Source organism: Pseudomonas sp. 8O (assembly GCF_902506495.1).
GTDB lineage: Bacteria > Pseudomonadota > Gammaproteobacteria > Pseudomonadales > Pseudomonadaceae > Aquipseudomonas > Aquipseudomonas chaetocerotis.
Genome location: NZ_LR733264.1, coordinates 1,304,270 through 1,329,725, shown reverse-complemented (window position 1 = coordinate 1,329,725; position 25,456 = coordinate 1,304,270). Strand labels below are relative to the sequence as shown.

Below are 25,456 nucleotides of genomic sequence, written 5' to 3'. Positions count from 1 at the left end.
CAAACGTCGCGCCTTATTCCTGTGCGTAGATCACATGGGTGTGGGTGTACTCGTACAACCCGTGCTTGCCATCCGCGCCACCGATCCCGGACTTTCGCGTACCGGCGTGGAAGCCCTGCATCGCCTCGAAGTTCTCGCGGTTGATGTAGGTCTCGCCGAAGTCCAGCTCGCGGCTAGCCTTGAGCGCGGCGCTGAGATTGCGGGTGTAGATCGACGAGGTCAGCCCGTACTCGCTGTCGTTGGCCCGCAAGATAGCTTCGTCCAGATCATCGACGATCTGGATCGGCAGGACCGGGCCGAAGATTTCCTTGCGCATGATCTCCATGTCGCTGGCGCAGCCGGCCAGCACGGTCGGTTGGTAGTGAAAGCCCTGGCCCAGATCAGCCACCGCGCCGCCGGTGATCACCTGGGCGCCCTGCCCGACCGCCGTGCGCACCATCTGCGCCACCTTGTCCAGGCCGGCCTGGTTGATCAGCGGGCCCATATCCAGGTCGGCATGGGCAGACGGATCACCATAACGAGTGACGGCCATCGCCGAGGCGATCTTGTCGATGAACTGGTCGGCCACCTTGCGCTCGACGTAGACGCGCTCGGCACAGTTGCACACCTGTCCGCTGTTGATCACCCGTGAGGCCTTGATGGCGTTCACCGCCAGGTCAAGGTCGGCATCGGCCAGAACGATGGCCGGCGCCTTGCCGCCCAACTCAAGGTTGAGTTTGGTGATGTGCGGCGCGGCAGCGGCCATGATCCGCGAGCCGGTACCGACGCTGCCGGTGAAGCTGATCAGGTCGACTCCGGCATGGCTGGTCAGGGCGCTGCCGGCACCTGCGCCAGTGCCGCCGACAACGTTGAACACACCGGTCGGCAGGCCCACTTCAGCCACCAGTTTGGCGAACTCGAAGCAGTTGATCGGGGTTTCCTCGCTAGGCTTGATGACGATGGTGTTGCCGGTCAGCAGCGCCGGCGCCATCTTGCGCGCGATGAGGAAGAACGGGAAGTTCCATGGCAGGATGCCGGCCACCACGCCCAGTGGCTTGCGCAGCAGGAAGATGTGTTCGCCAATACGGTCGCTGGTCAGCACTTCGCCCTCGAGACGACGTGCCCATTCGGCCATGTAATCCAGATAGTCGGCGGTGAAGTTGACCTCCACCTCGGCCAGCGCCGGCACCTTACCGCCTTCGCGGGTGATGATCTGGGCCAGACGCGGTGCGTTGGCACGTACCTTCTCTGCGACGCGGCGCAGATAGCCGGCACGTTCGATAGCCGGTTTGGCGGCCCAGCCCTTCTGCGCTTTGCGTGCCGCAGCGATGGCGCGCTCGACTTGCTCGTTGCTGGCCTCGGGGATACGCGCCAGTAGTTCGCCGTTGGCCGGATTGCGCACTTCGATCAGCTTGTCGCTGCCAACGAAGGTATTGTCGATGTAATTCTGGTATGTGGTTTCGCTCATGGTCGCTCTCGCTGCATGGAGTTGGCGGACGAGCGCACGCCAGGAAGACGCGCGCCCGCATGGGTCAGTTGGCGCTGAATTTCTTCCAGGCGTCGCCTTCTTCCTGAAGGTCGTGAGCACGCTTGATCAGGTACTGATGGATCTGATCGACCTGCTTGGCATCGAAGGCCTCGGCGAACGACGGCATGCCGTCCGGCACGCGGCCGCCGTAGAGGATGCCAAGGAACATCTGATGCTTCTCCGGCGCCATCTTTCGCAGATCCGGCAGCACGCCGCCGCTCACCGCATGGATGCCGTGGCATTGCGAGCAGTAGCCGTCATACAGCTTGGCGCCCGCCTCGACGGTGGCAGCATCGGCGGTCAGCGCTGGTGGCTTCGGCGCATCGGCAGGCGGTGCAGGCTCCTGCAACTTGGCTGTGCCACCGAGCTTGTATGTCAGCACCTGGGCGAAAGGCTGCACGCCGGCCCGTAGCGACAGGGCACCAGCGAAAGTGGAGAACGCCCCGCCCCAGCCGGCCATGAAGGTGACGTACTGTTCACCGTCCACCGAATAGGTGATCGGCGCAGCCATCACGCCACTGGCAGCCGGCTGCTCCCAGAGCTTCTTGCCATCCTCGGCGGCGTAGGCGATCACGCGGCCATCGGCGCTGCCCTCGAACACCAGGTTGCCGGCAGTGCTCAGCGTGCCGCCGTTGAAGATCGTGATATAGGGCACTTCCCAGGCCGCCTGCTGCTTCACCGGATCCCAGGCGATCAGCTTGCCTGACCAGGTCTTGGCCATCTCCAGCAGCCCATCCGGGCCTTCCGGCATCATGCCGGTGCGCAGGCCGAGCTGGTACATGCTCTTGAACGGGTTGCGCGCAGGCGCCTCCGGGATGTGCTCGTAGTAGGCGGACATGATGTGCGCCGGAATGTAGACCAGGCCGGTCTTGGGGTTGAACGACATCGGGTGCCAGTCGTGCGCGCCCCAGAACGCCGGGGTCACCAGCTTGCGCTTGCCGTCCTTCCAGTAGGCGGCGGCCTCGTCGTCGACGATGGGCCGACCGGTCTTCATGTCGATGCCCTTGGCCCAGTTCACCGGCACGATGTTTTCGGCCGACAGCAGCTCGCCGGTGGCACGGTCGATGACGTAGAAGAAGCCGTTCTTCGGCGCCTGCATCAGCACCTTGCGTTCCCTGCCATCGATCTGCAGCTCGGCGAGGATCATGTGCTGGGTTGCGGTGAAGTCCCAGGCATCGCCCGGCGTGGTCTGGTAGTGCCAGGCGTACTCGCCGGTATCGGCATTGATGGCGACGATGGAGGACAGGAACAGGTTGTCGCCCTTGGCCTCACTTCGCCATTTTGGATCCCACAGCGAACCATTGCCGACGCCGATGTAGAGCAGATTCAGCTCCGGATCGAAAGCGAAGGAATCCCAGGCGGTACCACCCCCACCCTGCTCGGCGAAGGCATCGCCATGCCAGGTTTTGGCGGCGATCTCCATGGCCTTGTCTTCCGGCGGCAGCTTGGGATCTCCCGGCACGGTATAGAAACGCCAGGCCTGCTTGCCGCTCTCGGCGTCATAAGCAGTGACATAGCCACGCACGCCAAACTCGGCACCACCATTGCCGATGATCACCTTGCCGTTCACCACACGAGGCGCGCCGGTGATGGTGTAGCTGCGCTTGTGATCGGCGCGGGTATCGACCGACCAGACGCGCTCGCCCGTCTTGGCGTCGATGGCCTCAAGGCGGCCGTCGAGCACACCGACGTAAACCTTTCCCTTCCATACTGCCACGCCACGGTTGACCGCATCGCAGCAGGCTTCACCGGCACGGCTGCGGTCGGATTTCGGGTCGTACTTCCACAACAGCTTGCCGTTACGCGCATCCAGTGCGTAGACCACCGAGAACGGCCCGGTGGTGTACATCACGCCATCGACCACGATAGGCGTGGCTTCCACACCACGGTCGATGTCCAGCTTGTAGCTCCAGGCCAGGCCGAGCTTGTCGACGTTCTGCTGGTTGATCTGCTCCAGCGGGCTGTAGCGTTGCTCATCATAGGTACGCCCATGGCTCATCCAGTTACCGGGCTCCTGGTCGGCAGCGATGATGCGCTCGCCGTCAACATCGGCGGCCTGCACCGCCTGACAGAAGCCGGTCAACAGCAAGGCTGCGACCAGGGCAGTACGCGGGAGGCACAAGGTGGGTTGCCTGTCGAACGTCGAGCGGGCGATAGGCAGGTCGAGGCCAATCGAACTCATGGTTTTTCTCCAGTTCTTGTTGTGACCGCGAACTCGATATCGCGGCTTGCAAGCGCTGGAGCAATGGCTGTGCCAGGCCCGTGAGAATGGCTGAAGCCTTTGTTTGCCGGGGTCTTGCGCCTTTGACGGAGACAACGGACGCAGCACTGGCGCGCAACAGGTGTAGCGTCGAACGCGACAGCTGTCGCAGCGACGCTACAGCGGCAGGCCACAGAGCAGTGGCAAAATGCGTGGAAACAAATTCGCCTCGCTCACGACCGTATCTCGGGGGCTCGCCTGCTACCCTTCGAGGCTCTTTTGCACGTCCGAAGCCACGCAGGCCTCGCGGCGCCGGCATGCAACCAAAGCACCACGACCAATGTCGCAGCCGCTGCGAACCTTCTGGCCATGGTCATTGGACGGTGTTTTCGGGACAACTCAAGCCTTGCGCTCACGCGGCTCGCCAATCATTCATCAAACCTGGCACGACCCATGGATATCACTTGATTCAGCGGCCTGCGATGGCCTAGCCCTGCCGACGCCACGTAGCGCTGGCAACGTTTGCGCCGCGGTGAACATCAACCGCACCTGCAACGGTACGTAAAAGAAGAACCTGAAAAAGGATCGCTACATGCGCCTCAAGTTGACCTGCATCGCCCTGCTCCCAGGACTGACACTGGCCGAGCAGACGCCCTACGAGATCGACGAACTGGTGATCACCGGCAGCCGCTACCAGGCCAGCGGCTGGCAACTGCCCTTCTCGGTCAACCGCATTGATGCCGAACAGGCCACTCTGGGTAAACCAGGCGTCAATCTTTCCGAGGCGCTCGGCAGTGTGCCGGGGCTGGTGGTGCAGAACCGGCAGAACTACGCGCAGGACCTGCAGATATCCTCACGCGGCTTCGGCGCCCGCTCGGCCTTCGGCATTCGCGGCATCAAGCTGCTGGCCGATGGTGTGCCGCTGTCCAACCCGGACGGCCAGGGCCAGGCAGCGACCTTTGACCTCGACACCCTGGAGCGCATCGAGGTCCTGCGCGGGCCATTCGCCAGCGTCTACGGCAGCAACTCCGGTGGAGTCATCCAGCTGTTCTCGCGCGATGGCGAAGGTACCCCCAAGGTCGCGCTCGATACTTCCCAGGCCGCTTACGGCACCAACCGTACCCGCGTTTCAGCCGAAGGCGGCAACGACAAAGCTGGTTTCATCATCAACCGCTCGCATTTCGAGACCGACGGTTACCGCGACCACAGCGGCGCCATCCTCGACAAGACCTTCGCCAAGCTGACTCTGTACCCGGATGACCTCAGCAAGCTCAGCCTGAGCTTCAGCGAACTGGATCAGAACGACACCCAGGACCCGCAGGGTCTGACCTGGGATCAGGTACAGGCTGATCGGCGATCTGCCGCGCCCAGCGCACTGCAGTTCGATACGCGCAAGACTGTCGATCATCGCCAATTCGCCCTCAACTACGAGCGCAGCTTCGCCGCTGGCACCTGGCAGAGCACGCTCTACAGCGGCACACGGCGGGTGATTCAGTACCAGTCGATTCCTGTCTTTGTGCAGGCACCGGCGTCTCAGTCAGGCGGCGTGATCGACTTCGAGCGGCGCTTCCACGGCATCGGCAATCGCTGGATCCAGTCGTTCAATCTCGGCAGCAGCCTGTTGACCGTCACCACCGGCCTGGACTACGACTATTCGCGCGATGACCGCCAGGGCTACGAGAACTTCGTCGGCGCCACCCTGGGGGTGAAAGGTAATCTGCGCCGCGACGAGCGCAACGAGGTCACCAGTCTGTCGCCCTACGTCCAGGCAGCCTGGCAACTGGGCAAACTCGACCTACAGGCTGGTCTACGCCACAGCCAGGTGGAGTTCGACGTGGATGACCGCTTCCTGAGCAATGGCGACGACAGCGGCTCGGTCACCTACCGCGAGCTGACGCCAACCTTGGGCGCCAGTTATGCCCTGCTGCCGGCTCTGAATATCTATGCCAGCTGGGGCAAGGGGCTGGAGACGCCGACGCTGAACGAGCTGTCCTATTCCGGCCCCGGCAACAGCTTCGGCTTCGAGCTGAAACCGGCCACCAGCGAACAAATTGAAGTCGGCCTCAAGGCCCGCCTCGCACAAGCGACCAGCCTGCAGCTGGCGTTGTTCCAGATCGACACCGACGACGAACTGGTGGTGGAGTCCGCCAACGGTGGCCGTAGTCGCTTCCAGAACGCCGCACAGACCCGCCGCCGGGGCGTCGAGCTGGCACTGGAAAGCCGCTTGAGCGACACCTTGCGTGCCAACCTCGCCTACACCCAGATCGATGCCACTTACAGCAAGGATTTCACCAGCAACGGCCGGCTGATCGAAGACGGTAACCATCTGCCCGGCATTCCCGCACGTACGCTGTATGGCGAACTGGCCTGGCAACCGGTCGAGGGCTTCAGCACCGCCATCGAAGGTCTGTACCGCAGCAAGCTCTATGTCGAGGACAGCAATACCGCCAAGGCGGCGCCCAGCCATGCGTTGTTCAACTGGCAGGCACGCTTCGAGCAGAAGGCCGGTGCGCTGACCTTCAACCAGGTGCTGCGCATCGACAACCTGCTGGATCGGGAATACATCGGGTCGGTGATAGTCGGTGACGGCAACGGCCGCTACTACGAACCTGGTCCCGAGCGCGCCTGGTATGTTGGCGCGGGCGTGCAGTACCAGTTCGACTAAAAGCTGGCGGCGCATATGTGCATCCAATGCCCGGCCTGAAGCCCCCTGCCCCGCTTGCGGGATAAGGCGTCAGAAGATGCGTATCGCCAGATACGCACGCGTTCAAAAACAAAAAAGGCCACCCGAGGGTGGCCTTTTTTGCGAGCAGTCAGCGAAGGCTTAGGCCTTCTTGACTTCCCAACCGGTCAGCTCGGCCAGGGCCTTGCCGATGTCCGCCAGGGAACGCACGGTTTTCACGCCAGCGTCTTGCAGTGCAGCGAATTTCTCGTCTGCAGTGCCCTTGCCGCCGGAGATGATGGCGCCAGCATGGCCCATGCGCTTGCCGGGAGGAGCGGTCACACCAGCGATGTAGGAAACTACAGGCTTGGTGACGTTGGCCTTGATGTAGGCAGCCGCTTCTTCTTCAGCCGAACCGCCGATCTCACCGATCATGACGATCGCTTCGGTCTTCGGATCTTCCTGGAACAACTTCAGGATATCGATGAAGTTGGAGCCCGGGATGGGGTCACCGCCGATGCCCACGCAGGTGGACTGACCGAAACCGGCGTCGGTGGTCTGCTTAACGGCTTCATAGGTCAGGGTGCCGGAACGCGACACGATGCCTACCTTGCCTGGCAGGTGGATGTGACCCGGCATGATGCCGATCTTGCACTCGCCGGGAGTGATCACGCCCGGGCAGTTCGGGCCGATCAGAGTAATGCCCAGCTCGTCGCAGATGACCTTGGCATCCAGCATATCCAGGGTAGGAATGCCTTCGGTGATGCAGACGATCAGCTTGATGCCGCCGAATGCAGCTTCCAGGATCGAGTCTTTGCAGAACGGAGCCGGAACGTAGATGACCGAAGCGTCAGCGCCGGTGGCTTCGACAGCTTCTTTGACAGTGTTGAACACTGGCAGGCCCAGGTGGGTAGTGCCACCTTTGCCCGGAGTCACGCCGCCAACCATCTTGGTGCCGTAGGCGATGGCTTGTTCGGAGTGGAAAGTACCCTGCGAGCCGGTGAAGCCCTGGCAGATGACTTTGGTGTCTTTATTGATCAGGACGCTCATTACTTGCCCTCCGCAGCTTTGACGACTTGCTGAGCAGCGTCGGTCAGGCTGGTTGCCGCGATGATGTTCAGGCCGCTTTCAGCCAGGACCTTGGCGCCCAGCTCAGCGTTGTTACCTTCCAGGCGGACGACCACCGGGATTTTCACGCCGACTTCTTTCACCGCGCCGATGATGCCTTCGGCAATCATGTCGCAACGAACGATGCCACCGAAGATGTTCACCAGAACGGCAGCGACGTTGCTGTCGGACAGGATGATCTTGAAGGCTTCGGTCACGCGCTCTTTGGTTGCGCCGCCACCTACGTCGAGGAAGTTGGCTGGCTTGCCGCCGTGCAGGTTGACGATGTCCATGGTACCCATGGCCAGGCCGGCACCGTTGACCATGCAGCCGATGTTGCCTTCCAGGGCCACGTAGTTCAGCTCGAAGCTGGCAGCGTGGGCTTCACGAGGATCGTCTTGCGACGGGTCGTGGAAGGTCTTCAGCTTAGGCTGACGGTACATGGCGTTAGCGTCGATGTTGATCTTCGCGTCCAGGCAGTGCAGGTCACCGTCGGCCTTGATGACCAGCGGGTTGACTTCCAGCAGAGCCAGATCGTGATCTTTGAACAGCTTGGCCAGACCTACGAAGATCTTGGCGAACTGAGCGACTTGCTTGCCTTCCAGACCCAGCTGGAAAGCCAGCTCGCGGCCCTGGTACGGCTGAGCGCCGACCAGCGGATCAACGGTGGCTTTGAGGATTTTCTCAGGGGTTTCGTGGGCCACTTTCTCGATGTCCACGCCACCTTCGGTGGAAGCCATGAACACGATGCGACGGCTGGAGCGGTCCACTACAGCGCCCAGGTACAGCTCCTTGGCGATGTCGGTGCAGGATTCGACCAGGATTTTGCTGACCGGCTGACCATTGGCGTCAGTCTGGTAAGTCACCAGACGCTTGCCCAGCCAGTTGGCGGCGAAGGCCTTGGCGTCTTCTTTGCTCTTGACCAGCTTTACGCCACCGGCTTTACCGCGGCCACCAGCGTGGACCTGAGCCTTGACAACCCACTCGCTGCCGCCGATTTTTTCGCAGGCTTCTGCGGCTTCTTCCGGGGTGTCTACCGCGAAGCCCTTGGATACGGGCAGGCCGTATTCAGCGAACAGCTGCTTACCCTGATACTCGTGAAGATTCATGCTTGTCTACCGTCTTCGTTTAGGTATTGCGCATTCGGCGCTGTACTTGTGATACCGCGCCACCTGTGACTGCCGAAGCAGTCCGCCGGGCTTTGCCGCTGCGAGTCGAACTCGACGCGAGCCACCCGACGTGGTTCTGCTTGCAAACACCACCGTAGCGATGAGGCGATTACACGACGCCCCGCCTGCCACGGCGGCTTACAACAACTACTGCAGTGACCGGCCACTGCCGGCCATTTCGCTTAACGCTTCTTGCGGTTGGCGATGTGAATCGCGCCACCGTTGACCGCCAGGGCCGCTTCGTGGAGCGCCTCGGACAGGGTCGGGTGGGAGAAGACCATCATGCCCAAGTCTTCGGCACTGGTGCCGAATTCCATGCCGATCGCGCCTTGCTGTACCAGCTCGGCAGCGCTTGGGCCGATCACGTGAACGCCCAGTACGCGGTCGGTGTTGGCGTCAGCGATGACCTTGACGAAGCCACCGGTGTCGTTGGCCGCCATGGCGCGACCGCTGGCAGCGAACGGGAAGGTGCCGACGTTGACGGCAACACCTTCGGCCTTCAGCTGCTGCTCGGTCTTGCCGACCCATGCAATTTCCGGGTGGGTGTAGATCACGGACGGGATCAGGTCATAGTTCATCTGTGCCTTATGGCCAGCGATACGCTCGGCAACCATCACGCCCTCTTCCGAGGCCTTGTGCGCGAGCATGGCACCACGCACCACGTCACCGATGGCGTATACGCCCGGAACGCTGGTTTCGCACTGGTCGTTGACGAAGATGAAGCCGCGCTCGTCCAGGTCCACACCGCTGTCGGAAGCCAGCAGATCGGTGGTCACCGGACGACGACCTACAGCAACGATAAGCTTGTCGAAAGTTATCTTCTGCTCGCCATTGGCGTCAGTGAAGCTGACGACGACCTGCTTCTTCTTGACTTCCGAACCGGTTACGCGAGCGCCCAGGCGGATATCCAGGCCCTGCTTGGTCAGGGTCTTCTGGGCTTCCTTGGCAACCTGCTCGTCGGCAGCGGCGAGGAACTTGTCCATGGCTTCCAGGACGGTGACTTCGGCACCCAGGCGAGCCCATACCGAGCCCAGCTCCAGACCGATCACGCCAGCGCCGATGACGCCCAGCTTCTTCGGTACGCTCTGGAATTCCAGGGCACCGGTGGAGTCGACGATGACATCCTGATCAACCGGGGCCGGCGGGATCTCGACCGGCTTGGAGCCAGAGGCGATGATCACGTGAGCAGCTTCGACCACCTGGGTCTTGCCGTCGGTGCCGGTGACTTCGACCTGCTTGCCGGCCAGCAGCTTGCCGTGGCCTTCGAGCAGGGTCACGCCATTGGCCTTGAACAGGCCGGCAACACCGCCGGTGAGGTTCTTGATGATGGTGTTCTTGCGCGCCACCATGGCCGGGACGTCGATGGTCACGCCCTTGGCTTCGATACCATGAACGGCAAAACCGTCTTTCGCTTCGTGGTACTTCCAGGAGCTGTCCAGCAGCGCCTTGGAAGGAATGCAACCGACGTTCAGGCAGGTGCCGCCGAGCGCGACCTTGCCGTCGCTGCCCTGATACTTCTCGATGCAGGCAGTCTTCAGGCCGAGTTGCGCTGCTTTGATGGCGGCTACATAGCCACCAGGGCCGGCACCGATGACTACCACGTCGAATTTCTGGGTCATAACGTATTCCTTCTCGAATAAACCGGACGGCCCTGAGAACAGGGCCGCCGTGGAGGAGACTGGCTTTTAGATTTCCAGCAGCAGGCGAGCCGGGTCTTCAAGCAAGTTCTTGATGGTCACCAGGAAGGTCACGGCTTCCTTACCATCAATCAGGCGGTGGTCGTAAGACAGCGCCAGATACATCATCGGGCGGATCACCACCTGACCATTGATCGCCATCGGGCGCTGGATGATGTTGTGCATACCCAGGATGGCTGCCTGCGGCGGGTTAACGATCGGCGTCGACATCATCGAACCGAAGGTACCACCGTTGGTGATGGTGAAGGTGCCGCCGGTCATTTCTTCGATCGACAGCTTGCCGTCTTTGGCTTTCTTGCCGAAGGTGGCGATGCCGCTCTCGATTTCAGCCAGGCTCATCTGCTCGGCGTTGCGCAGTACCGGAACGACCAGGCCGCGGTCGCTGGACACGGCAACACCGATGTCGGCATAGCCGTGGTAAACGATGTCGTTGCCGTCGATCGAGGCGTTGACTGCCGGGAAGCGCTTCAGCGCTTCGGTGGCGGCCTTGACGAAGAACGACATGAAGCCCAGGCGCACGCCATTGTGGGACTTCTCGAACAGGTCCTTGTACTTCGAACGCAGGGCCATGACTTCAGTCATGTCGACTTCGTTGAAGGTGGTCAGCATGGCCATGGAGGACTGAGCCTCGACCAGGCGCTCGGCAATCTTGGCGCGCAGGCGGGTCATCGGCACACGCTTCTCGGTGCGGTCGCCAGCGGCGACGACAGCAGCAGCGGCCGGAGCAGCGGCAGGCTTGGCAGCCGCCGGGGCGTTCTTCTTGGCTTCGACGGCAGCGACCACGTCTTCCTTGGTCACTCGGCCACCTTTGCCGGTGCCGGCGATGCTGTTGGGGTCGATGCCGTTCTCTTCGGCCAGCTTGCGCGCGGCCGGCGAGAGGATGGCGTCGTCGCCAGCGGCGGCAGCCGGAGCAGCAGCTGGAGCCGAAGCGGCGGCGGCCGGTGCGGCAGCCGGAGCAGCGGCGGCAGCGCCGCCTTCGGTCAGCTTACCCAGCAGTTCGTTGGAAAGAACGGTGTCGCCTTCGTTCTTGATGATTTCAGCCAGAACGCCGTCGGCCTCGGCCAGTACTTCGATCACGACCTTGTCGGTTTCGATGTCGACGATCAGCTCATCACGCTTGACCGCTTCGCCCGGCTTCTTGTGCCAGGTGGCCACGGTGCCGTCGGCAACCGATTCCGGGAAGGTTGGGGCTTTGATCTCGATAGCCATTGTATGTGTTTCCTTAAATTCGGTTTACCGGCAGGTGGCACTCGCCACCTGCCGGATGAAGGCGTTAAACAGTAAAGGCGTCCTGCAGCAGTTTTTCCTGCTGCTCGGCGTGCATCGACGCATAACCACAAGCGGGCGCTGCCGACGCATCACGACCGGCGTACTCCAGGAACAGCGACTTCTTGTGTGCAGTAGCGACGCGACGCATGTGGTGCTGACTGCAATACCAGGCACCCTGGTTCATCGGCTCTTCCTGACACCAGACGATGTGCTTGAGGTTCTTGTAGGGCGCCAGCACTTCAGCCAGATCATCTTCCGGGAACGGATAGAGCTGTTCGAGGCGCACGATGGCGATGTCTTCACGACCCTCGGCACGACGTTTCTCCAGCAGGTCGTAGTAGACCTTGCCGCTGCACAGGACAACACGCTCGACCTTTTTCGGGTCCTGCGAATCGATCTCGCCGATCACGGTCTGGAAGGAGCCCTCGGCCAGATCTTCCAGGGTCGAGATGGCCAACTTGTGACGCAGCAGCGACTTCGGCGTCAGCACCACCAGCGGCTTGCGCAGCGGACGGATCACCTGGCGACGCAGCATGTGGTAGACCTGTGCCGGGGTGGTCGGTACGCAGACCTGCATGTTGTGCTCGGCGCACAGCTGCAGGTAACGCTCCAGACGCGCCGAGCTGTGCTCAGGCCCCTGCCCTTCATAACCATGCGGCAGCAGAACGGTCAGGCCGCAGAGACGGCCCCACTTGGTTTCGCCACTGGAGATGAACTGGTCGAATACCACCTGGGCACCGTTGGCAAAGTCACCGAACTGGGCTTCCCAGATCACCAGCGCGTTCGGCGTGGTGGTGGCATAGCCGTATTCGAAGGCCAGTACCGCCTCCTCGGAGAGGTAGGAGTCGTAAAGCTCGAACTTCGGCTGGCCGTCGTACAGGTTCTTCAGCGGAACGTAGGTCGAGGCGTCCTTCTGGTTGTGCAGCACCGCATGACGGTGCGAGAAGGTGCCACGGCCAATGTCCTGACCGGTCATGCGGATCGGATGACCTTCGACCAGCAGCGTGGCGTAGGCCATGGTCTCAGCGAAGCCCCAGTTGATCGGCAAGCCGCCTGCACCCATCTTCTGACGGTCTTCGAGGATCTTCGCCACCTGGCGCTGAACCAGGAAGCCTTCAGGGATTTCCAGCAGCTTGGCCGAGAGATCCTGCAGGGTCTTCAGATCGAAACGGGTGTCGTGACGCGCAGTCCAGGCATGGCCCAGGTACGGACGCCAATCGACGAACAGCTCCTTGTTCGGTTCCTTGACCAGGCTCTTGACCACGTGCTGACCGTTGTCCAGCGCGGTGCGGTACTCGTCGATCTTGGCCTGCACGTCGTCGCTGCTCTGCGCGCCAGCTGCAATCAGAGCGTCGGCGTACAGTTCACGAGTGGTGCGCTGCTTGGCGATCTGCTGGTACATCAGCGGCTGGGTGCCATTCGGCTCGTCGGCCTCGTTGTGACCACGGCGGCGGTAGCAGACCAGGTCGATGACCACGTCACGCTTGTACTGCATGCGGTAGTCGACAGCCAGCTGAGTGACGAACAGCACGGCTTCCGGATCATCACCATTCACATGGAAGATCGGCGCCTGAATCATCTTCGCCACGTCGGTCGCATACTCGGTAGAGCGCGCATCCAGCGGGTTGCTGATGGTGAAGCCGACCTGGTTGTTGATCACGATGTGGATGGTGCCGCCAGTTTTGTAGCCGCGGGTCTGCGACATCTGGAAGGTTTCCATGACCACGCCCTGACCGGCGAAGGCCGCATCACCGTGGATGGAGATCGGCAGTACTTTCTCGCCACTGGCATCGCTGCGACGATCCTGACGAGCACGCACCGACCCCTCGACCACCGGGGAAACGATTTCCAGGTGCGAGGGGTTGAACGCCAGCGCCAGGTGAACTTCGCCACCGGCAGTCATGACGTTGGAGGAGAAACCCTGGTGGTACTTCACGTCACCGGACGACAGACCTTCGGTCTTCTTGCCTTCGAACTCGTCGAACAGGTCGCGCGGATTCTTGCCGAAGGTGTTGACCAGAACGTTGAGGCGGCCGCGGTGGGCCATGCCGATGACGATTTCCTTGGTGCCGTAGGAGCCGGAACGCTGGATGATCTCGTCCAGCAACGGAATCAGGCTTTCGCCACCTTCCAGGCCGAAACGCTTGGTGCCCGGGTATTTGGTACCCAGGTATTTTTCCAGGCCTTCGGCAGCAGTTACGCGCTCGAGCACATGCGCCTGAACTTCGGCGGAAAACTGCGGACGACCGCGCACGCTTTCCAGGCGCTGGGCAAACCAGTTGCGCTGACCGGAGTCGACGATGTGGGTGAATTCGGCACCGATGGTGCGACAATATGTCTGCTGCAGCGCATCGCGGATTTCGCGTAGCGTTGCCTCTTCCTTGCCGATATACAACTCGCCAGTGCGGAATGTGGTGTCCAGATCCGCGTCGGTCAGGCCATAGTGGTTGATCGACAGGTCAGACGGCGCAGTGCGCACCCATAGACCCAGAGGGTCGAGCTGGGCGGCCTGATGGCCACGCATGCGGTAGGCCTGGATCAAGCGCAGCACTTCCACCTGCTTCTTTTCGTGCTCGCTGCTGACGGCCCCGGCGGAAACCGGCTGGGCACGACGCGAGTTCTTGGCGAGCAGGACGAAATGATCGCGAATGGTCGAATGCGATACGTCCGTTGCAGCGCTGCCGTCGGTCGGCAACTTCTGGAAGTAAGTGCGCCACTCTTCTGGCACAGCGTTGGGATCGTGCAGGTAGAGCTCGTAGAGCTCTTCCACGTAGGCAGCGTTGCCACCGGATAGGTGGGCACTGTCCCACATGCGCTGCATCACGCTTTCTTGCATGCTTGGTCACCCTCGGTAAGGGGACACCACCGGCGTGAATACCGCATGGTCCTGATCAAAGTCATGATGCTGCGACTCGGATAAAGCCACTTGGGTTCCCGCAGATAGTCCGGGTACCAGCCCGGATGCCCCTGCTGGTCGTCATGTTTTTCGAGTATGAGCCGCGGCTTTGTGGGCTGCGGCTCTGGCTTTACTGCGAGGCCGGCCTGAGCCGGACTCGCAGGTGTTACAGGTATAGCAACTTGCGAATCAGGTACCGCTCTGCAGCAGCATGTTACGCACGTGACCGATTGCCTTGGTCGGGTTCAGACCCTTGGGGCAAACGTTCACGCAGTTCATGATGCCGCGGCAACGGAACACACTGAACGGATCGTCCAGCGAAGCCAGACGCTCAGCGGTCTTGGTGTCACGGCTGTCGGCCAGGAAGCGATAGGCCTGCAGCAGTGCAGCGGGACCGAGGAACTTGTCGGGGTTCCACCAGAACGACGGGCAACTGGTCGAGCAGCACGCGCACAGGATGCACTCGTACAGCCCGTCGAGCTTCTCGCGCTCTTCCGGCGACTGCAGACGCTCGATGGCCGGAGCCGGCGTATCGTTCTGCAGGAACGGCTGCACCTTCTCGTACTGCTTGTAGAAGATGCTCATGTCGACGACCAGGTCACGAATGACCGGCAGACCCGGTAACGGGCGAATCACCAGCTTGCCGCCCTTGAGGCCGGCAGCAGAGATCGGCGTGATGCAGGCCAGGCCATTCTTGCCGTTGATATTCATGCCGTCGGAGCCGCATACGCCTTCACGGCAGGAGCGACGATAGGAGAAGCCTTCGTCCTGTTCCTTGATCAGCGCCAGCACGTCGAGGACCATGATGTCCTTGCCGCCGGTGTCGACCTGGAAGTCCTGCATGAACGGAGCAGCGTCCTTCTCCGGGTTGTAGCGATAAACACTGACTTGCAACATATCAGTCACCCTTAATAAGTCCGAACCTTGGGTTCAAATGCTGGAACGGTCTTCGGCGCGAAGTTCACGTCACGCTTGGCTACGCGCTTCTCGCCCGGGAAGTAGAGCGAATGGCACAGCCAGTTCTGATCGTCGCGCTCCTCGAAATCTTCACGAGCGTGCGCACCGCGCGACTCTTTACGAGCCTCGGCAGCCACAGCGGTCGCTTCGGCGACTTCGAGCAGGTTTTGCAGTTCCAGCGCTTCGATACGCGCAGTGTTGAACGCCTGGCTCTTGTCCGCGATTTTGACTTTCGCGATGCGCTCACGCAGGTCGGCCAGTTGTTGGATGCCCTTCTGCATGTATTCGCCAGTACGGAATACACCGAAGTAGTTCTGCATGCACTGTTGCAGCTCTTTACGCAGCGGCGCGACGTCTTCGCCAGTGCTGCGCTCGTTGACGCCTGCCAGACGCGACAGCGACTGCTCGATGTCGGTTTCGCTAGCGCCACGGGCTTCTACGCCTTCTTTCAGCGCTTTTTCCAGGTGCAGACCAGCAGCACGACCGAATACCACCAGATCGAGCAGCGAGTTACCGCCCAGACGGTTGGCACCGTGTACCGATACGCACGCCACTTCACCTACAGCGAACAGACCGTCGATGATCCTGTCGTTGCCGTTGGCGTCCTGGGTGATGGCCTGACCATGAATGTTGGTCGGCACGCCGCCCATCATGTAGTGGCAGGTCGGAATGACCGGAACCGGAGCGACGACCGGGTCGACGTGAGCGAAGGTCTTGGACAGTTCGCAGATACCCGGCAGACGGCTGTGCAGCACTTCCTCGCCGAGGTGATCGAGCTTGAGCAGTACGTGGTCCTTGTCCGGGCCACAGCCGTTGCCGGCGATGACTTCCTTGACCATGGAACGCGCAACCACGTCGCGGCCAGCCAGGTCTTTGGCGTTCGGCGCATAACGCTCCATGAAACGCTCGCCATGGGCGTTGATCAGGTAACCACCCTCACCACGGCAACCTTCGGTGACCAGTACACCTGCGCCGGCGATACCGGTCGGGTGGAACTGCCACATTTCGATGTCCTGAACCGGCACACCGGCACGCAGGGCCATGCCCACGCCGTCACCGGTGTTGATCAGGGCGTTGGTGGTGGAGGCGTAGATACGACCCGCACCACCAGTGGCCAGGACCACGGCCTTGGAGCGGATGTAGACAGTTTCGCCAGTCTCGATGCAGATGGCGATAACGCCGACGATGGCGCCATCCTGGTTCTTCACCAGGTCAACGGCGTACCACTCGTTGAGGAACGAGGTGCCGGCTTTCAGGTTGGCCTGATACAGGGTGTGCAGCAGCGCGTGACCGGTACGGTCGGCAGCAGCACAGGTACGGGCAGCCTGGGTTGGATTGTCCGGACCCTTGGACTGGCCACCAAACGGACGCTGGTAGATGCGGCCCTGCTCGGTACGGGAGAACGGCAGCCCCATGTGTTCGAGCTCGAACACGGCTTCCGGGCCGACGGAGCACATGTATTCGATAGCGTCCTGGTCACCGATGTAGTCGGAACCCTTGACGGTATCGTACATGTGCCAGCGCCAATCATCGTTCGGGTCGGCCGAAGCGATGGCGCAGGTGATGCCGCCCTGAGCGGAAACGGTGTGCGAACGAGTCGGGAACACCTTGGTGACCACGGCAGTCTTGTGACCGCCCTGAGCCAGTTGCAGCGCAGCACGCATGCCAGCGCCGCCGCCACCAACGATGATGGCGTCATAAGAAAGAGTACGGATGCTAGCCATGAATCAGAAACCCCACAGAATCTGCACGCCCCAGACGAACATCGCAAACATGGCGATGCCACACACGGCCTGGAACAGGAAACGCACACCAGTCGCCCACTTGCCCAGCGCCATTGGCGTCAGGTAGTCGGTGGAAATGGTCCACATGCCAACCCAGGCGTGCACGCTCAGTGCAACGAGGGCCAGCAAGCTGAAGATGCGCATTGCGGTATGCGAGAACAGACCATGCCATTCGGCGTAGCCCATACCTGGATTACAGATCACATAGCCCAGCAGAAACAGCGTGTAAGCCGCAAGAACGACCGCAGAAACGCGCTGAGCCATCCAGTCGTAGAGGCCCGAACGCGAGAAATTCGTGACATTGGTTACCATATCCACACCCCCAGCAGCACGATCACGACCGCCGCAACGGCGATGACGATTTTCGAGCCCAGCTTGCCGCCTTCCAGCGTCTCACCGATGCCCATGTCCATGATCAAGTGGCGTACACCAGCCACCAGGTGGTACAGCAGAGCGGACAACAGACCCCAGATCACGAACTTGGCCAGCGGGCTGGTCAGGCACTCTTTCACCTGGGCGAAGCCCTCTTCGGAGGTCAGCGACTTGTCGAGGCCAAACAGCAGAATGGCGATACCGACAAAGAGGATGACACCGGAGATACGGTGAAGAATGGACGTGTAAGCGGTGATCGGAAGCTTGATAGTCCGAAGGTCTAGGTTTACAGGTCGTTGGCTATTCACGGCTTTTTTATCACACTGAGAGCCCCTAACTATCAGGGCAAAGTTGTTGGGAAGTGCACTGGCAAGGTACCCATCACCCAATGAGTGACAACCGCCATGACACGGCCCTAAAGCCTGTGGCGGTCGGCCGCAGAGTATAGACAGTTAGCAGACTAATGACAATGCAATGCCCTCCCCCAAAAAGCGCATTGCAGCCTGTAAACAAATGGCGTAAATAGCGCCCTTTTTTCGTTGAAAATACCGTTCAAACCCTTCTGCTGCCTGGGTTCTCGCAAATTGACTTTCGGATTTATCCCACTATAGTGGTGCGGGCCCTGCGTGGGGGGCTGTCTGATGATTTCAAGCATAACTAGGAGGCCACATATGGCTGACAAAAAAGCGCAGTTGATCATCGAGGGCAATGCCCCCGTCGAACTGCCCGTTCTGACCGGCACTGTTGGTCCCGATGTAATCGATGTGCGGAGCCTGACCGCCACGGGTCGGTTCACCTTTGATCCTGGTTTCATGTCGACCGCCTCTTGCGAGTCGAAGATCACCTATATCGATGGCGACCAGGGGATCCTGCTGCACCGCGGCTACCCCATCGAGCAGCTCGCTGAGCAATCCGACTACCTGGAAACCTGCTACCTGCTGCTCAATGGCGAACTGCCGAGCAAGGAAGAGAAGGCCAAGTTCGTCAGCACCATCAAGAACCACACCATGGTTCACGAGCAACTGAAGACTTTCTTCAACGGTTTCCGCCGCGATGCCCACCCGATGGCCATCATGTGCGGCGTGGTTGGCGCCCTGTCCGCCTTCTATCACGACTCGCTGGACATCAATAACCCGCAGCACCGTGAAGTGTCGGCCATGCGCCTGGTGGCCAAGATGCCGACCATCGCCGCCATGACCTACAAGTACTCCATGGGCCAGCCCATGATGTACCCGCGCAATGACCTGAATTACGCGGAAAACTTCCTGCACATGATGTTCAACACCCCGTGCGAGATCAAACCGATCAGCCCGGTGCTGGCCAAGGCGATGGACAAGATTTTCATCCTCCATGCCGACCATGAGCAGAACGCCTCCACCTCCACCGTACGCCTGGCGGGCTCCTCGGGTGCCAACCCATTCGCCTGTATCGCAGCCGGTATCGCCGCGCTGTGGGGCCCGGCACACGGTGGTGCCAACGAAGCCGTACTGGCCATGCTCGACGAGATCGGTGACGTTTCGAACATCGACAAGTTCATCGCCAAGGCCAAGGACAAGAACGACCCGTTCAAGCTGATGGGCTTCGGTCACCGCGTGTACAAGAACCGCGACCCGCGCGCCACCGTGATGAAGCAGACCTGCGACGAAGTCCTCGGCGAGCTGGGCATCACCAATGACCCGCAGCTGGAACTGGCCATGCGCCTGGAAGAGATCGCCCTGACCGATCCGTACTTCAAAGAACGCAACCTGTACCCGAACGTCGACTTCTACTCGGGCATCATCCTGAAGGCCATCGGCATTCCGACCTCGATGTTCACCGTTATCTTCGCCCTGGCGCGTACCGTGGGCTGGATCTCGCACTGGAAGGAAATGCTCTCGGGTCCGTACAAGATTGGCCGTCCGCGCCAGCTGTACACCGGTTACGAGCAGCGCGATCTGCCGACCAACCGCGACTGATAGCGCCACGAGACAAAAAAAGGCTGCCAATCTGGCAGCCTTTTTTATTACCGATATCCCAAGCTCAGCGCCCTTCTACCTTTGCCCGCAAGCCCCGCAGCGTCTGCAGCGGCGCATCGACGACGAAGCTGTTGGCCAGCCAGGAGGGTACGCTACCACCCGGCTCGGTATGCACCTCGTAGGTCACCTCCACCCTGCCCTGACCCAGCGGCTTCAGGTGCCACTCACCGTCGACGCGCGGCACCCGCACGAAACCCTTCTCCTCCGGCAATCGCTGCGGCACCGCCTTGAGCAGGCGCGTGACACCACCGTCGGCATCGGTGCGCGTGGTCACCTGGATCACCGAATCACGCGCCTTCACCGGCCAGGGCATGTCGAAACGGGTGTACAGCTCGCTCACATCACCCTCGGTCTCGAGCAGCCGCTGCTGCTGACAGCTGAAGATCCAGGAGCACGCCCCCGCGACATCCTCCTGCGCCGCCTGCACCGCAGCCAGGTTCGCGTTGATCGTCACCACACCGCGATAGGCCTTGTACTTGGATCCAGGTACGTCGGCCAGGTAAACGCTCACACCGTCTTCTTCGCGCTCCAGTTGCCACTGCCTCTCGGCAGCCTGGACAGCGGTCGCACACAACATCATGGCCAGAACGGAATAACGCATCATCTTCGAGCAACTCCCGGTGGGACTGTTTGCGTTTCGACCCGCACGGGCCACGAGCGGTTCACATCGTCAGGCAGTCGCCTGCTCCAGCCAACCCAACATACGAATGGCGCTTTCACGATCATCCGCGCACAGCTGCTCTTCCGCCTTGAACCCACTGCATACTGCGGGCCTCTCGGGGCGACCGAAGATAGCGCAGAGAAACTCGGCGCTGAGATGGATACAGCGCACACCAGCGGGCTTGCCATCAGGCATGCCCGGAATCGGTGAACTGATGGAAGGCGCGATGCAGCAAGCACCGCAACCAGCACGACACTCCATGAAACGACCTCGACTGGAAGCGAACCGCGGCGATCCTAATGACGTACGCGCCTGCCGTCGAGGCCTTTCACGATCAGCGGTTACGCTGCAAGCGAGCCAACAGGCTGGAGGTATCCCAACGCCCACCACCCATGGCCTGGACGTCGGCGTAGAACTGATCGACCAGCGCCGTGACCGGCAACTGCGCACCATTGCGACGCGACTCCTCGAGCAGGATCGACAGGTCCTTGCGCATCCAGTCGACCGCGAAACCGAAGTCGAACTCGCCAGCCAGCATGGTCTTGTAGCGATTCTCCATCTGCCAGGACTGCGCCGCGCCCTTGCTGATCACATCGACCACCGCATGGCCATCGAGCCCCGCGCACTGAGCGAAGTTCAACGCCTCTGCCAGCCCCTGAACCAGGCCGGCGATACAGATCTGGTTGACCATCTTGCTCAGTTGACCGCTGCCGGCCGGGCCCATCAGGCGCATCATCCGCGCATAGCTCTGGATGACCGGCTCGGCCACTGCATAGGTTTCTGCCTCACCACCGACCATCACAGTCAGCACGCCATTGACCGCACCGGCCTGGCCGCCTGATACCGGCGCGTCGAGAAAGCCAAGGCCACGCTCGGCGGCGACAGCCGCCAGCTCACGCGCCACATCGGCGGAGGCGGTCGTGTGATCGACCAGAATGGCGCCCGGCGCCATACCGGCGAACGCGCCCTGCTCGCCTAGAATCACGCTGCGCAGGTCGTCATCGTTGCCGACGCAGCACATCACCAGTTCGGCGCCCGCCACAGCCTCGCGCGGGCTAGGCGCACTGCTGCCGGCATATTCACCCATCCACTGCTCAGCCTTGCCCGGCGAGCGGTTATAGACCGTCACCTGATGACCGTTGCGAGCCAGATGCCCAGCCATCGGATACCCCATGACGCCCAAACCGAGAAACGCGACCTTTGCCATAGCAACCTCCAGCAGATATAGGCGCCAGAGCCTAACGGGCATGCCGCTAATCATCAAAGCTTTTGCAGCACACCTTCCCTTCATCCGGCGCTACGCGCCACCTTCTCCCGCCGGGGAAAGACATCAGGAGTGTTCGCTGTGCGACTCTCGCACCAAGGTCGTTTGCCCTGCTCGAAAAGGCCTTCCATACTGCCTGCGGTTCCGTTCAGAACGGGAGGCCTGAGCTTGCCTCGGCCCTGATGCCAGGAACCTTTTCCATGCAGCGGGGCCGAAGCGCAACAGATCGCAGACAGGTTCTAAGGAGCGCCCATGGGGCATTGGCTAGTCATCGACCTGGAGGCCACCACCGATGAGGGTGGCTGGGCGATGGAAGAAATGGAAATCATCGAGATCGGCGCCAGCCTGGTTGGCGTGGATGGCCATGAGCGGGATCACTTTCAGCGTTTCATCAAACCACAGCGCCGCCCATGCCTGACCGACTTCTGCCGCGAACTCACCCACATCAGCCAGAGCGATGTCGACAGTGCAGCACCATTACCCCAGGTCTGGGCTCAATTCGAACGCTGGCTCATGCAACATGCATCGCGCCTGGTCGGCTGGAGCAGCTGGGGCGATTACGATCGACGTCAACTGGAACAGGAGTGGCGCCAGCACCGCTTGCATAGCCTGCTGGCTGATGTGCCACACCTCAATCTCAAGCAGGCTTTCGCCAAGGCTCGCCAGCTACAGCGCCCGATAGGCCTGCACAGCGCGCTGCAATTGGCCGGCATGCAGTTTCAGGGACAACAGCACCGCGCCCTCGAAGATGCACGCAACACCGCGCGCCTGTTGCCGCTGGTACTGCCTCTCAAAGACTGATGACGAAGAAAAGGCGCTTGGGCATACTGGCGGCCCTTTTATGGCCTGCCATCCATGGCGGCTACCCTTCGGGCCGTCGCCACACGACGTAAAACATGGCTCTCAGCAATTTTTCCACCCCCTTCCGAGGAATCGCAGATGTTCAAGGTCAACGAATACTTCGACGGCACCGTCAAATCCATCGGTTTCACCATGGCTGAAGGCCCTGCCACCATCGGTGTAATGGCCCCGGGCGAATACGAGTTCGGCACCAGCCAACTGGAAGTCATGCATGTGGTTGCCGGCGCACTGACCGTCAAACTGCCAGGCAGCGAAAGCTGGAACACCTTCGAAGCCGGCAGCAAGTTCACCGTCGAGGCCAACAGCAAGTTCCAGCTCAAGGTGGCCGTAGACACCGCCTACCTCTGCGAATATCGCTAAGCCGCACAGCGCTTTAAGAACCGGCCCCAGCGGCCGGTTTTTCTTTGACCATCATCAGGATTCTGTCCATGCCACGCTCCGTCCTTCTTGTCCCCATCGCCCTGCTCGTGGTGGCTATGGTCTCGATCCAGAGCGGCGCGTCGCTGGCCAAGAACCTGTTCCCGCTGGTCGGCGCCGAAGGCACCACAGCCCTGCGCCTGGTGCTCGGCGCGATCATTCTGTCGCTGGTGATGCAGCCCTGGCGGGCCAAGCTGGATCTGCGCAAGTGCCATGCCCTGCTCGCCTACGGCCTGGCACTGGGCGGCATGAATCTGATGTTCTACATGTCCCTGCAGAGCATCCCGCTGGGCATCGCCGTGGCACTGGAATTTACCGGCCCACTGGCTCTGGCGCTGTTTTCTTCACGCCGCCTGCTGGACTTCGTCTGGGTGATCCTGGCCATCGCAGGCCTGTGGATGCTGCTGCCCACCGGAGCCACGCAAAGTGCCATCGACCCTCTCGGCGCAGCCCTGGCCCTCGGTGCGGGCGTTTGCTGGTCGCTGTACATCATCTTCGGGCAGAAAGCCGGCGCTCAGCATGGCCGCCACACCGTTGCCTTGGGCACCTGGGTCGCTGCTTTGCTGGTCTTGCCCATTGGCATCTGGCAGGCAGGCACTGACCTGCTGAGCGTGGACCTGCTGCCCATCGCCCTCGGCGTCGCAGTACTTTCCTCAGCCCTGCCCTACAGCCTGGAGATGGTCGCCCTGACGCGCCTGCCAGCGCGCACCTTCAGCGTCCTGATGAGCCTGGAGCCGGCAGTCGCCGCCATGTGCGGCCTGGCCTTTCTCGGCGAGAAGCTTCTCTGGGGCCAGTGGCTGGCCGTCGGCGCCATTATCGTCGCCTCGGCTGGTGCGGCCGCCACTATCAGACCCAAGAGTTAGTTGCCGAACTGTAGCTCGGCCAGCCGCGCATAGAGCGGACTACTCTCGATCAGCTCGGCATGGCTGCCGATCGCAGCCAAACGGCCATGCTCGATCACCGCGATGCGATCGGCCTGCTTCACCGTGGCCAGGCGATGAGCGATCACCAAGGTGGTACGCCCGGTCATGAGTGACGGCAGCGCCTGCTGGATCAGGTGCTCGCTCTCGGCATCCAGCGCGCTGGTAGCCTCATCGAGCAGCAGGATAGGCGCATCGGCGAGCAAGGCACGGGCAATCGCCAGGCGCTGACGCTGGCCCCCGGAAAGCCCGAGCCCGGCCTCCCCCAGATGAGTCTGGTAACCCTGCGGCAGGCGCTGAATGAACTCATGCGCATGCGCTGCCCGCGCGGCCGCCTCCACCTCGGCCTGGCTGGCATCCAGGCGACCATAGCGAATGTTGTCGTCGACCGAACCGAAGAACAGCGCCGGATTCTGCGAAACCAGTGCAAAACTGGCGCGCAGCTCGCGTGGGTCGAGCTGATTGATCGGCACACCGTCGATAAGGATGCGCCCGCCCTGCGGATCGAAGAAACGCAGCAGCAGATCGAACAGCGTCGATTTGCCAGCCCCGGACGGCCCCACCAGTGCCAGCGTCTCACCCGCCGCCACCTGCAGGTCAACGCCATCGATGGCGTAGCTGTCCGAACGCGACGGATAGGCGAAACGTACGCTCTGCAGCTCGATGCGCCCCTGTACCGGCTGCGGCAGATGCTGCGGCTGCTCCGGCGCCACGATGGCGTTAGTGGCTCGCAGTAGCTCGCCGATACGCTCGGCGGCGCCTGCAGCGCGCTGCAATTCACCGATCACCTCGCTCAGCGTGCCGAAGGACGAGCCAACGATCAGGCTGTAGAACACGAAAGCTGCCAACTCACCGCCAGAGATGCGCCCGGCGATCACGTCCATGCCGCCGACCCAGAGCATCACCCCGACGGCGCCGAGCACCAGCACGATGACCACGGTGATCAGCCAGGAACGCTGGGCGATGCGCTTGCGCGCCACATCGAAAGCCGCTTCGGCAGACTCGCCAAAACGGCGCTTGTCCTCGCCCTGGTGGTTGTAGGCCTGCACCGTCTTGATCTGTCCCAGCACCTCGCCAACATAGCTACCGACATCGGCCACGCGGTCCTGACTCTGCCGCGACAGTGCGCGCACACGGCGGCCGAACAGCAGGATAGGCGCCACCACCAAGGGTAGAGCCAACAGAACGATACCGCTGAGCTTGGGATTGGTGACCACCAGCAGCACGCTGCCACCGATCAACATGATCAGGTTGCGCAGTGCCATCGACAGTGACGAGCCGATCACCGATTGCAGCAAGGTGGTATCGGCGGTCAGCCGCGACTGGATTTCCGAGCTGCGATTGCTCTCGTAGAAGCCAGGATGCAACTCGATCAGGTGATCGAACACACGCCGACGGATATCCGCGACCACCCGCTCGCCGATCCACGACACCAGGTAGAAACGCGTGTAGGTGCCGAAGGCCAGCGCCAATACCAGCACGAAGAACAGCAGCAGGGACTGCCGCAGCGCGGCCGGCGACTGCGTGGCCAGCCCCTGATCCACCAGCAGCTTGATGCCCTGCCCCATGGACAAGGTGATCGCCGCCGTGAACATCAGTGCCAGCAGCGCACCCAGCACTCGGCCGCGATAAGGCGCGATAAAGCGCCAGGCCAGGCGTATGGCGCCACGCTGGCGAGAAGAAAGCATCGATGTCATG

Annotated in this window: 20 protein-coding genes; 5 read left to right on the top strand and 15 right to left on the bottom strand. The window is 61.7% G+C overall.

Features of this window, described 5'->3' with window-relative positions:
- Positions 1–13: 13 nt before the first annotated feature.
- Both aldA and GV002_RS08865 read right to left on the bottom strand, forming a co-directional pair.
- On the bottom strand, positions 14–1,447 hold the full coding sequence (gene aldA / locus GV002_RS08870; RefSeq protein WP_160017958.1) for an aldehyde dehydrogenase: 1,434 nt from the start codon (positions 1,445–1,447) through the stop codon (positions 14–16).
- 64 nt (positions 1,448–1,511) lie between these two features.
- Positions 1,512–3,689: a PQQ-dependent dehydrogenase, methanol/ethanol family gene (locus GV002_RS08865; RefSeq protein ID WP_160017957.1), complete on the bottom strand. Its 2,178-nt coding sequence runs from the start codon at positions 3,687–3,689 to the stop codon at positions 1,512–1,514.
- Between the two features lie 610 nt (positions 3,690–4,299).
- On the opposite strand from GV002_RS08865, the gene GV002_RS08860 reads away from it, so the two are divergent.
- Complete coding sequence (locus GV002_RS08860) at positions 4,300–6,372, top strand: TonB-dependent receptor family protein (RefSeq protein WP_160017956.1); 2,073 nt, start codon at positions 4,300–4,302, stop codon at positions 6,370–6,372.
- A 159-nt stretch (positions 6,373–6,531) separates the two neighbouring features.
- Here the strand turns inward: GV002_RS08860 and sucD are convergent, their stop codons facing one another.
- The 9 genes from sucD to sdhC all read right to left on the bottom strand — a co-directional run bounded on the left by sucD (position 6,532) and on the right by sdhC (position 17,928).
- Entirely contained in the window at positions 6,532–7,419 is an 888-nt protein-coding gene (gene sucD, locus GV002_RS08855; protein WP_059392427.1) for a succinate--CoA ligase subunit alpha, read from the bottom strand.
- Positions 7,419–8,585, bottom strand: a complete 1,167-nt coding sequence (gene sucC, locus GV002_RS08850; protein ID WP_037051889.1) for an ADP-forming succinate--CoA ligase subunit beta — start codon at positions 8,583–8,585, stop codon at positions 7,419–7,421. The genes sucD and sucC overlap by 1 nt, the downstream gene beginning before the upstream one ends.
- A gap of 242 nt (positions 8,586–8,827) precedes the next feature.
- Positions 8,828–10,264, bottom strand: a complete 1,437-nt coding sequence (lpdA, locus tag GV002_RS08845; protein WP_160017955.1) for a dihydrolipoyl dehydrogenase — start codon at positions 10,262–10,264, stop codon at positions 8,828–8,830.
- Positions 10,265–10,330: 66 nt separating this feature from the next.
- Entirely contained in the window at positions 10,331–11,551 is a 1,221-nt protein-coding gene (odhB, locus tag GV002_RS08840; RefSeq protein WP_160017954.1) for a 2-oxoglutarate dehydrogenase complex dihydrolipoyllysine-residue succinyltransferase, read from the bottom strand.
- Positions 11,552–11,615: 64 nt separating this feature from the next.
- Positions 11,616–14,447 carry a 2-oxoglutarate dehydrogenase E1 component gene (locus GV002_RS08835; RefSeq protein ID WP_160017953.1) on the bottom strand — a complete coding sequence of 944 codons (2,832 nt, stop codon included), beginning with the start codon at positions 14,445–14,447 and terminating at the stop codon, positions 11,616–11,618.
- 249 nt (positions 14,448–14,696) lie between these two features.
- Positions 14,697–15,404, bottom strand: coding sequence for a succinate dehydrogenase iron-sulfur subunit (locus tag GV002_RS08830; RefSeq protein ID WP_013715382.1), 708 nt, complete (start codon positions 15,402–15,404; stop codon positions 14,697–14,699).
- An 11-nt stretch (positions 15,405–15,415) separates the two neighbouring features.
- Positions 15,416–17,188 carry a succinate dehydrogenase flavoprotein subunit gene (gene sdhA / locus GV002_RS08825; RefSeq protein ID WP_160017952.1) on the bottom strand — a complete coding sequence of 591 codons (1,773 nt, stop codon included), beginning with the start codon at positions 17,186–17,188 and terminating at the stop codon, positions 15,416–15,418.
- A 3-nt stretch (positions 17,189–17,191) separates the two neighbouring features.
- Positions 17,192–17,560: a succinate dehydrogenase, hydrophobic membrane anchor protein gene (sdhD, locus tag GV002_RS08820; protein WP_024308045.1), complete on the bottom strand. Its 369-nt coding sequence runs from the start codon at positions 17,558–17,560 to the stop codon at positions 17,192–17,194.
- Entirely contained in the window at positions 17,554–17,928 is a 375-nt protein-coding gene (gene sdhC, locus GV002_RS08815) for a succinate dehydrogenase, cytochrome b556 subunit (RefSeq protein ID WP_037000859.1), read from the bottom strand. The genes sdhD and sdhC overlap by 7 nt, the downstream gene beginning before the upstream one ends.
- A gap of 363 nt (positions 17,929–18,291) precedes the next feature.
- On the opposite strand from sdhC, the gene gltA reads away from it, so the two are divergent.
- Entirely contained in the window at positions 18,292–19,575 is a 1,284-nt protein-coding gene (gene gltA / locus GV002_RS08810; RefSeq protein ID WP_059392428.1) for a citrate synthase, read from the top strand.
- A gap of 64 nt (positions 19,576–19,639) precedes the next feature.
- Here gltA and GV002_RS08805 read toward each other — a convergent pair whose 3' ends face one another.
- The 3 genes from GV002_RS08805 to GV002_RS08795 form a co-directional block, all read right to left on the bottom strand.
- Positions 19,640–20,239, bottom strand: coding sequence for an START domain-containing protein (locus tag GV002_RS08805; RefSeq protein WP_160017951.1), 600 nt, complete (start codon positions 20,237–20,239; stop codon positions 19,640–19,642).
- A 66-nt stretch (positions 20,240–20,305) separates the two neighbouring features.
- Positions 20,306–20,557, bottom strand: coding sequence for a YkgJ family cysteine cluster protein (locus tag GV002_RS08800; RefSeq protein WP_160017950.1), 252 nt, complete (start codon positions 20,555–20,557; stop codon positions 20,306–20,308).
- 73 nt (positions 20,558–20,630) lie between these two features.
- Positions 20,631–21,503, bottom strand: coding sequence for an NAD(P)-dependent oxidoreductase (locus GV002_RS08795; RefSeq protein ID WP_160017949.1), 873 nt, complete (start codon positions 21,501–21,503; stop codon positions 20,631–20,633).
- Positions 21,504–21,812: 309 nt separating this feature from the next.
- Here GV002_RS08795 and GV002_RS08790 point away from each other — a divergent pair, with 309 nt between their 5' ends.
- From GV002_RS08790 to rhtA, 3 genes are all read left to right on the top strand, one after another.
- A complete protein-coding gene (locus tag GV002_RS08790) occupies positions 21,813–22,361 on the top strand; it encodes an exonuclease domain-containing protein (protein ID WP_160017948.1) in 549 nt (182 codons plus the stop codon).
- 138 nt (positions 22,362–22,499) lie between these two features.
- Positions 22,500–22,781, top strand: a complete 282-nt coding sequence (locus tag GV002_RS08785; RefSeq protein WP_160017947.1) for a pyrimidine/purine nucleoside phosphorylase — start codon at positions 22,500–22,502, stop codon at positions 22,779–22,781.
- A 68-nt stretch (positions 22,782–22,849) separates the two neighbouring features.
- Positions 22,850–23,701, top strand: coding sequence for a threonine/homoserine exporter RhtA (gene rhtA, locus GV002_RS08780; protein WP_160017946.1), 852 nt, complete (start codon positions 22,850–22,852; stop codon positions 23,699–23,701).
- Here rhtA and GV002_RS08775 read toward each other — a convergent pair.
- Positions 23,698–25,455, bottom strand: a complete 1,758-nt coding sequence (locus GV002_RS08775; protein ID WP_160017945.1) for an ABC transporter transmembrane domain-containing protein — start codon at positions 25,453–25,455, stop codon at positions 23,698–23,700. The two genes, rhtA and GV002_RS08775, sit on opposite strands and share 4 nt — an antisense overlap.
- Between the last annotated feature and the right edge of the window lies 1 nt (position 25,456).